General features: G+C 62.4%; 12 protein-coding genes. 4 read left to right on the top strand and 8 right to left on the bottom strand.

Annotated elements, in window-relative coordinates:
• Positions 1-131: 131 nt before the first annotated feature.
• The 3 genes from AC1DY5_RS39085 to AC1DY5_RS39075 all read right to left on the bottom strand — a co-directional run bounded on the left by AC1DY5_RS39085 (position 132) and on the right by AC1DY5_RS39075 (position 1,351).
• Positions 132-341 (bottom strand): hypothetical protein, encoded by a 210-nt coding sequence (locus AC1DY5_RS39085; RefSeq protein ID WP_478119828.1) that lies wholly within the window; start codon positions 339-341, stop codon positions 132-134.
• A 47-nt stretch (positions 342-388) separates the two neighbouring features.
• Positions 389-676, bottom strand: a complete 288-nt coding sequence (locus AC1DY5_RS39080; RefSeq protein WP_478119827.1) for a site-specific integrase — start codon at positions 674-676, stop codon at positions 389-391.
• Positions 677-910: 234 nt separating this feature from the next.
• A complete protein-coding gene (locus AC1DY5_RS39075) occupies positions 911-1,351 on the bottom strand; it encodes a helix-turn-helix transcriptional regulator (RefSeq protein ID WP_478119826.1) in 441 nt (146 codons plus the stop codon).
• Positions 1,352-1,773: 422 nt separating this feature from the next.
• Here AC1DY5_RS39075 and AC1DY5_RS39070 point away from each other — a divergent pair, with 422 nt between their 5' ends.
• The 3 genes from AC1DY5_RS39070 to AC1DY5_RS39060 all read left to right on the top strand — a co-directional run bounded on the left by AC1DY5_RS39070 (position 1,774) and on the right by AC1DY5_RS39060 (position 2,654).
• Positions 1,774-1,992 carry a hypothetical protein gene (locus AC1DY5_RS39070; protein ID WP_478119825.1) on the top strand — a complete coding sequence of 73 codons (219 nt, stop codon included), beginning with the start codon at positions 1,774-1,776 and terminating at the stop codon, positions 1,990-1,992.
• A 97-nt stretch (positions 1,993-2,089) separates the two neighbouring features.
• The gene (locus tag AC1DY5_RS39065) at positions 2,090-2,347 is read left to right on the top strand and encodes a hypothetical protein (protein ID WP_478119824.1); all 258 of its coding nucleotides are present in this window, start codon (positions 2,090-2,092) and stop codon (positions 2,345-2,347) included.
• Between the two features lie 106 nt (positions 2,348-2,453).
• A complete protein-coding gene (locus AC1DY5_RS39060; RefSeq protein WP_478119823.1) occupies positions 2,454-2,654 on the top strand; it encodes a hypothetical protein in 201 nt (66 codons plus the stop codon).
• A 94-nt stretch (positions 2,655-2,748) separates the two neighbouring features.
• Here the strand turns inward: AC1DY5_RS39060 and AC1DY5_RS39055 are convergent, their stop codons facing one another.
• The 4 genes from AC1DY5_RS39055 to AC1DY5_RS39040 form a co-directional block, all read right to left on the bottom strand.
• The gene (locus AC1DY5_RS39055) at positions 2,749-2,883 is read right to left on the bottom strand and encodes a hypothetical protein (protein WP_478119822.1); all 135 of its coding nucleotides are present in this window, start codon (positions 2,881-2,883) and stop codon (positions 2,749-2,751) included.
• Positions 2,884-2,948: 65 nt separating this feature from the next.
• Positions 2,949-3,350 (bottom strand): hypothetical protein, encoded by a 402-nt coding sequence (locus AC1DY5_RS39050; protein WP_478119821.1) that lies wholly within the window; start codon positions 3,348-3,350, stop codon positions 2,949-2,951.
• On the bottom strand, positions 3,347-3,955 hold the full coding sequence (locus AC1DY5_RS39045; RefSeq protein WP_478119820.1) for a hypothetical protein: 609 nt from the start codon (positions 3,953-3,955) through the stop codon (positions 3,347-3,349). The genes AC1DY5_RS39050 and AC1DY5_RS39045 overlap by 4 nt, the downstream gene beginning before the upstream one ends.
• Positions 3,956-4,208: 253 nt before the next feature.
• Complete coding sequence (locus tag AC1DY5_RS39040) at positions 4,209-4,373, bottom strand: hypothetical protein (RefSeq protein WP_478119819.1); 165 nt, start codon at positions 4,371-4,373, stop codon at positions 4,209-4,211.
• Positions 4,374-4,460: 87 nt separating this feature from the next.
• Between AC1DY5_RS39040 and AC1DY5_RS39035 the strand changes: the two genes are divergently transcribed.
• Entirely contained in the window at positions 4,461-4,670 is a 210-nt protein-coding gene (locus AC1DY5_RS39035) for a hypothetical protein (protein ID WP_478119818.1), read from the top strand.
• Positions 4,671-5,357: 687 nt separating this feature from the next.
• Here AC1DY5_RS39035 and AC1DY5_RS39030 read toward each other — a convergent pair.
• On the bottom strand, positions 5,358-5,612 hold the full coding sequence (locus AC1DY5_RS39030) for a hypothetical protein (RefSeq protein ID WP_478119817.1): 255 nt from the start codon (positions 5,610-5,612) through the stop codon (positions 5,358-5,360).
• Positions 5,613-5,842 lie beyond the last annotated feature (230 nt).

Raw genomic sequence — 5,842 nt, 5'->3', positions numbered from 1 at the left:
CGACGACGCCGAGCCAGCGCGAGGCAAACACCATTGCCTTCGCCCAAGCCGCATCCACCATGTTCATCATGGACGCGATGCTCAGCCACAGGCCACGTCACCTCAAGATGCCACGGCCAGGCGCTTACGGTCTACCCGTTCACCACCCTACGCAAGGTCGTGCGGTCGAAGGTCAGCGGCGCCTTGTTGGCCGCCTCGACCAGCCTGGCCACTGTCGCCGTCGCGTAGTGCTGCGGCATCCCCTCGATCGCGTGGCCCAAAAGCAACGCCCGGTCCTCCGCTGCCACACCGGCATCGCGTAGCCGCTGGCCGAAGGTGTGGCGCAGGTCGTGGACCCGCACCTTCTCCAGCCCGACAACTGCCCGCGCCCGCTGCCAACCGTTGTTGTTCAGCGTGCGATGCGAGTTCGCTTCTTGTCCTTGCCCGGGGGCTTGTACGTGAAGACGTATTCCTCGCTTCGGCCGCGGCATTCCTCGACGATCTTCCAGGCCGCGTCGTTCAGGACCAGCACATGGTTGCGCTTGCCCTTGAACTCGGCCGCAGGGATCACGAAGACGCTGCGCTCCAACTCCGGCACCGGCACTTCCCAACTCCAGCGCAGGCCGCACACGTTGTCGTCGCCTGCACCCGTGTTGAGCGCGAAAAGCACCGGCCGCTGGAGGTGCGGCGCGAGCACCGGCACCAACTTCGCTTGCCCGTGCGGCCCGGTTCATCACCGTGCGCACGACCTCGAGGCTGCGATTGACGGTCGAGTTCTTGGCCTCGTCGTCTTCGATCCTCTCCGCCTTGAACGTTTCCAGCGCATCGTTGCACACCTCGCTCATGGGCAAGCTGCCGATGTAGGGCAGCAGGATCTTGACGTGGTAGCCGATGGTGTCCAGCGAGCGCACTCCGCGCTGCTTGCACTCCATCAAGTACTTTGCCGCCCCATCTGCCCACAAGCGATCAGCGCCTGTTCGAAGTTGCCTTGCCCGCTCGTCGTCGATTTCGAGTTGCTGGCGCCGAAGCCAGGCTTCTGCGTCATCCTGCGAGACCGCGCCGAGGCGCTGGAAGATCCGGTGACCAAGATACTGCTTGTTGACGATCCGTTCGCTCCCGAAGAGCTGGATCCCTTTTGTCCGAGTTCGCATGGTGTTTCTCCTTTCCTTGCGCGACTCGGGCGTCCACGCTGGGCAATATACGCCTCGATCCAGGCGTCGAGTTCCGATCTGTCGAAGGCGATGCCCCGGTCGCCGATCGGGATTTCCGTGAGGGCAGGGCGCACTTCGGCGTCGAACCGGTTGCGATCCATGCCAAGGTAGGCCGGCGCGTCTCGGTGCCGCAGTACCCGCGGAGCAAGCAGCATGGTCATGGCGACGTCATCTGGTGGGTCCCCTTGGCCGCTGGTGTGCGTTTGGGAACATTCGCGGGGTTCCCCGTCTCCAACAGTGAGTCGCCAGCCGAGAGCGCGCGGTAGCAGGGCGCTTTCAACTGGTGGTGTTTTACTACGAGGGCTTTCAGTTCCTCTGCTCGGCAGAGCGCGTGGGCCGTGCGATGTATCGCCCGGTCTGCGGAAGCACGCTGGCACGCCGAAGCGCAAGCCATGAAGTGGGTTCACGCTGGTACGGCCCACGCGCCAGTGCTGTTGTTTTGAAGCGAGCAAGGGTCATCGGTCAGGCCTCCTCGTCTTCGCGGCCCTGCAGGCTGTCGCCTACGACAGGTCGAGGCTCCAGCCAACAGATCGATCGGGCGCGTCGTGTCAGCCTATGCGTTTGGTAAATCGAAGTACCTGAAATGGAATCCGCCACGAAAGACGAGCTCATCGATCGCCTCCATGTCGCAGTGCAAGGCCTCGGCGAGACGAATCGTGAGCTCAGAATGAAACTGACCACCTTTGCGGGCGGCCGCGGGCCATATCCCGCCCCTGAGGAATGGCAGCGTTTCTGGCACCTTGAATCGACGATCGATCGGCTGCGCTTGGAGCTTGAGGAGTTGACGGCTCGAACCCATTGAACTCGATGACCCACACCCAGGGGTTCGCGGCCCCGCTGCCGGCGCCGTTGATCGACTCCCAGATGTGCTTGGCGAAGGCAAGAGCGGGGAGGCGGACATGCTGAAGATCGGGGGCGTTCGCGTGCAGGCCGGCACCCGAAGGATCGTGACGTACTCGGTCGAATACAGCCTTAAGGGAACGAGCGGAAACTGGAGTGGTGAGATCCWGCTGTTTGGCGGCAAGCGCCATAAGCTGGCCGGTGGCGTTCTGACGAACGTGGACAAGGGCACGATCGCCCAGGCCGTTAGCGTGGCGCTGAACGCCGAGATCGACTCCCTTGACATCGATGCGCTGAACAAGACAAACGGTAACTGACGTCCCGTTGCCGCCATCATCACCGCGGAGGAGAATCTCAAACTTTGAGTTCAGGGAAGCGAAGACCTCCGGAACTCTCGTCCACTTCACCGCCCGAGGTCCGCCTATGACCGAAGAATGGCAGCGAATTCTCCTGGCTGCGAGCGAATTTGAAGCCTTTGCGGAAGCTTGGAAAAAGCTGGTCATGCGCGTGCGGCGCGGCGATGCAGTCGATCCTTCCGAATGGAGGGACGAGCTCGCGACGTTGGATTTAGCGTACACGCGATTCATAGAATTGGTGCCAATGGACATGCCGAAGCGCTGTTGATGGAGGTGAACCGGCCGATGAGCTGACATCACGCCGCGACCTGCTCGACAGGCTTGGCGTGCTCTGCTATCGCTCAGCCGTTGAGGATGYATCGTCACAGCTTGCCTTCCTCGGTTTTGATAGCTCGAACGATCATGTTTCGAATGCCAACGCGGGCAGGCTTCGGAGCTGTCATCCAGACCTCGGGAAAGTTCTGGTCGATGAACTCCATGATCGTGAACGCGATCATGTCGGCGTTGATTTCTCCCTCAGGCTTCGGCACCAGGCGCAGCGCGCGCTTTCTGACCGCCGTGCTTATGAGGCCCCCTTCGTCGAACGGACGACGGTGGCGGTCTGTTGCTGCTGGACAGCGCCGCGCCCGATTTCCTCGTAGATTGTTTTTTTGACGACGTCGTCCGCCAGGCCCTCGGCACGCAACTCCTCTCGTCGCCGGGAGGCGTAGCGCATGTGCTGCACTTCTTTCTCCCCCATGGCGGGCGTGAAGGAGTGGCACGAAATGCAATGGCAGGGGCAGCCAGACCGCCTCGCTTCGACGCCCTCGCTGAATGCGGCCTCAAGCTGCTTCATCTCGGCTTCGTCAATGAATCCTTCCTCGACGAGCATTTCAAGTGTCTCGCGTCGGCCTCGGCCGTGACGACCGGCGAGCCGGGCGCCGACAAGCGCGTACTCGAGCGTGGGGAATCTGTCTGAACTCATTTGCCGATCCCCTTAGCCCCGTCGCCTGACTGCCCATTCAGTGCGTGTGCAGCGTTGCCGGCGAGTTCGATCGCCACGCCGAGTTGAACCTCGGCCGAAGTCAGGAGCATCCAGAGGCGCTCTTGCGCCCGCCGTGTTTGCTCAGCATCGGCGTAGCTGAAATTGAGTTGGTCACCCATCATGTCGAGCCACACACGGACGTCGTCCAATTGGTCGCGGATGTCGCCAAGCCCAGAGTCGGCATCGGGTGCATTTGGAAGCGTCGGCGCTTCCTCCCAGGGCGTTGAGTCGCGCAGCGCATCCATCGCGCCATTGACCAAATCGAAGGCCTTACGCGTGGAGTCTTCATATGCGCTGCCGACCGTGATCGCCGCCAGCGTTTCGAGAATCGAAAGCGGGTCCTGCAGCATCGTCTCGGCCTCGTCTGCGCGTGCGTTCGTGACCAGCGCCTTCTCGATGAAGGCGAACACAGGCGCCAACATGCGATCGTTGAGCAGGATAGGGCAGAGATCGGCAACTGCCCGCTCGGCCGGCGTGATGCAGTCGTTGGGCTCACTGCTCGCGTCGCCCAGAACCTCGATCGCGTCGGCGATGTTGGACAGCACTTCGAGGCCTGCCGTCTCCCATGGGGGAGTGCAACCTGGAGCGGCGGGCTGCCGTCGCGACACTTCGGGGCCGTCGGCGCCGGGACTGCGGGCACCCATCCCGCAACGTCACCGCCGCGGTCGATTTGCGCGATCTCCTCGTCCAGTGTGTGCGGATCGAAGTCGTCGCGCTCGACACCGCCCTCGATGCGTACAGTGCGCTGCGAGGCGACTTTCGCGTTATTGGCGCGGGGCTTGGTTGCGACGGCGGCGCTCATGACTGACGCTCCTGGCCTTGTGCTGGGCTGAGGGCCTCCCGGTACTGTTCCCATAGCTGGTCGGCAGCCGCTTCGATGTCTACGACCAGTTCCTTGATCAGGCAGTTGAGGGAAGGCAGTGCATCTTCGGTCAGCTCGTGACCTTCGAACTTGCCGCCCATGGACTCGACTGCGGTCAGGCACTGAACTTCAAACCAACACTGTGTACCGCGATTGCAAGCTTCCTCCTGCTGGGCTGCAGCTTGCCAATGAGGCCATCACAGGACGGCCGGCCGAGCCCGCTGGCGATGTCGTCGTGCCCGGAGCCGACCCCGCTCCTCGATGACACGATGGGAGGCCTGCTGGCCAAGGTGGTGGAGCAGGGCAACACCTACCGGGAGTGCCGAGCGGCGGCGCTCGCCGGCCAGGCGATCGAGCAGATCGACTACAGCTTCAGTGCTCACCCAGCTCGGCCATGATTGCAGCGTGGTCCTGCACCTTCAAACGATTGATGGCGTCTCCCACAAAGGATCGTTTTCGTTTGCCCCAATCCTTAGGTATCGGGGCGGTTCCCGGCGCTTGTAGGGGAGGGAGGCTCATGGCTGCCCCGATGCCGGCGACCGCCCCCCTGGGTGGTCTGAGCCATTGAGTAACACTTCAAAGGAGTCTGCCATGCCAATGGACCTGCTCCAAGCACTTGCCCACGAAGATATGCCCGTTGAATTCGTCAATCCTGCCGCGCAGCAGGAGCTTCGAATACTTCATGACGCCGGCCACATCATCTGTAGTTTTCCACGCACTGGTACAGGCGGACCGACGTGCGTTCACATGGTGACTGCACTTGGCCGCAAAGCGCTGAGACACTTCGGGAGGGGGGCCGCTGCCTTTCCCTGAGAGCATGGCCCGATCTCATGTGGAAGCTGGGCCAAAGCCCGTGCCGCAGTCAAACTCACCGCCTGGCCTCGGCGTTTTCGTTTTCGCCCACCCCTGGCGACCGCGAAGCGCCGTCCACCCAGCTTCAAAGGCCTCCCTCCAGGTGGCAAAGTAGCCCGCGCTCGACTTGACCTCGATCCAGGCCGTCGCATCCTCGTTGCTTTCGTAGACCATCCAGCGGAATCGACCAGGAGTGGGCTCGTCGACAAGGACGGTGTTGTGCCGTGGATTTGTCATGGCTTCGGCATCCTCGCGAAGAGCCGGGGTGAGTACATTGCGAAGGCTATCAACTCCCTCCCGCCTCGCGCAATCACTTCATCGAGCCGCTCGTCGTCAGCACCAAAGGCGGCGTCGATGGCGGCGGTGCCAAGCTCACGTCGCTGGGCGGGGAAGTTCTGCGCCGCTACCGTGCCATGGAGCAGCGCGCCCTGAAGGCGATCGCGAAAGACATTGCCCATTTTGAAGCCCTGATTTGGGGAGTCGGTCAAGTGGATCGATATGGATTGAAAAACATATCGTGATACCAGCGATAGCCGAAAAAAGCCTCGGTATCTCCGTGTCGGACCGGAACGGTCTGAAGCTCTCAGATGTCCGCTGGGCTGCCGAGCGGAATACCCCAACGCAACAGCCACCACCTCAACTTGGTGACGGTATGGACGGGCGCCGCCTGACCGGCATCGACGACCGGCCGGCCGAGGACCATCTCGTGCGCGTGCGC

The organism is Variovorax sp. P4_D9 (genome assembly GCF_056401695.1).
Note: the sequence above shows the minus strand (reverse complement) of the source record. Positions and strands in the feature narration are given on the sequence as shown.

Coding starts and splice junctions, on each gene's coding strand:
- AC1DY5_RS39075 (WP_478119826.1), bottom strand. CDS start 1,351: ATGACCATGCTGCTTGCTCCGCGGGTACTGCGGCACCGAGACGCGCCG.
- AC1DY5_RS39070 (WP_478119825.1), top strand. CDS start 1,774: ATGGAATCCGCCACGAAAGACGAGCTCATCGATCGCCTCCATGTCGCA.
- AC1DY5_RS39060 (WP_478119823.1), top strand. CDS start 2,454: ATGACCGAAGAATGGCAGCGAATTCTCCTGGCTGCGAGCGAATTTGAA.
- AC1DY5_RS39055 (WP_478119822.1), bottom strand. CDS start 2,883: ATGATCGCGTTCACGATCATGGAGTTCATCGACCAGAACTTTCCCGAG.
- AC1DY5_RS39050 (WP_478119821.1), bottom strand. CDS start 3,350: ATGAGTTCAGACAGATTCCCCACGCTCGAGTACGCGCTTGTCGGCGCC.
- AC1DY5_RS39040 (WP_478119819.1), bottom strand. CDS start 4,373: ATGGGCGGCAAGTTCGAAGGTCACGAGCTGACCGAAGATGCACTGCCT.
- AC1DY5_RS39035 (WP_478119818.1), top strand. CDS start 4,461: ATGAGGCCATCACAGGACGGCCGGCCGAGCCCGCTGGCGATGTCGTCG.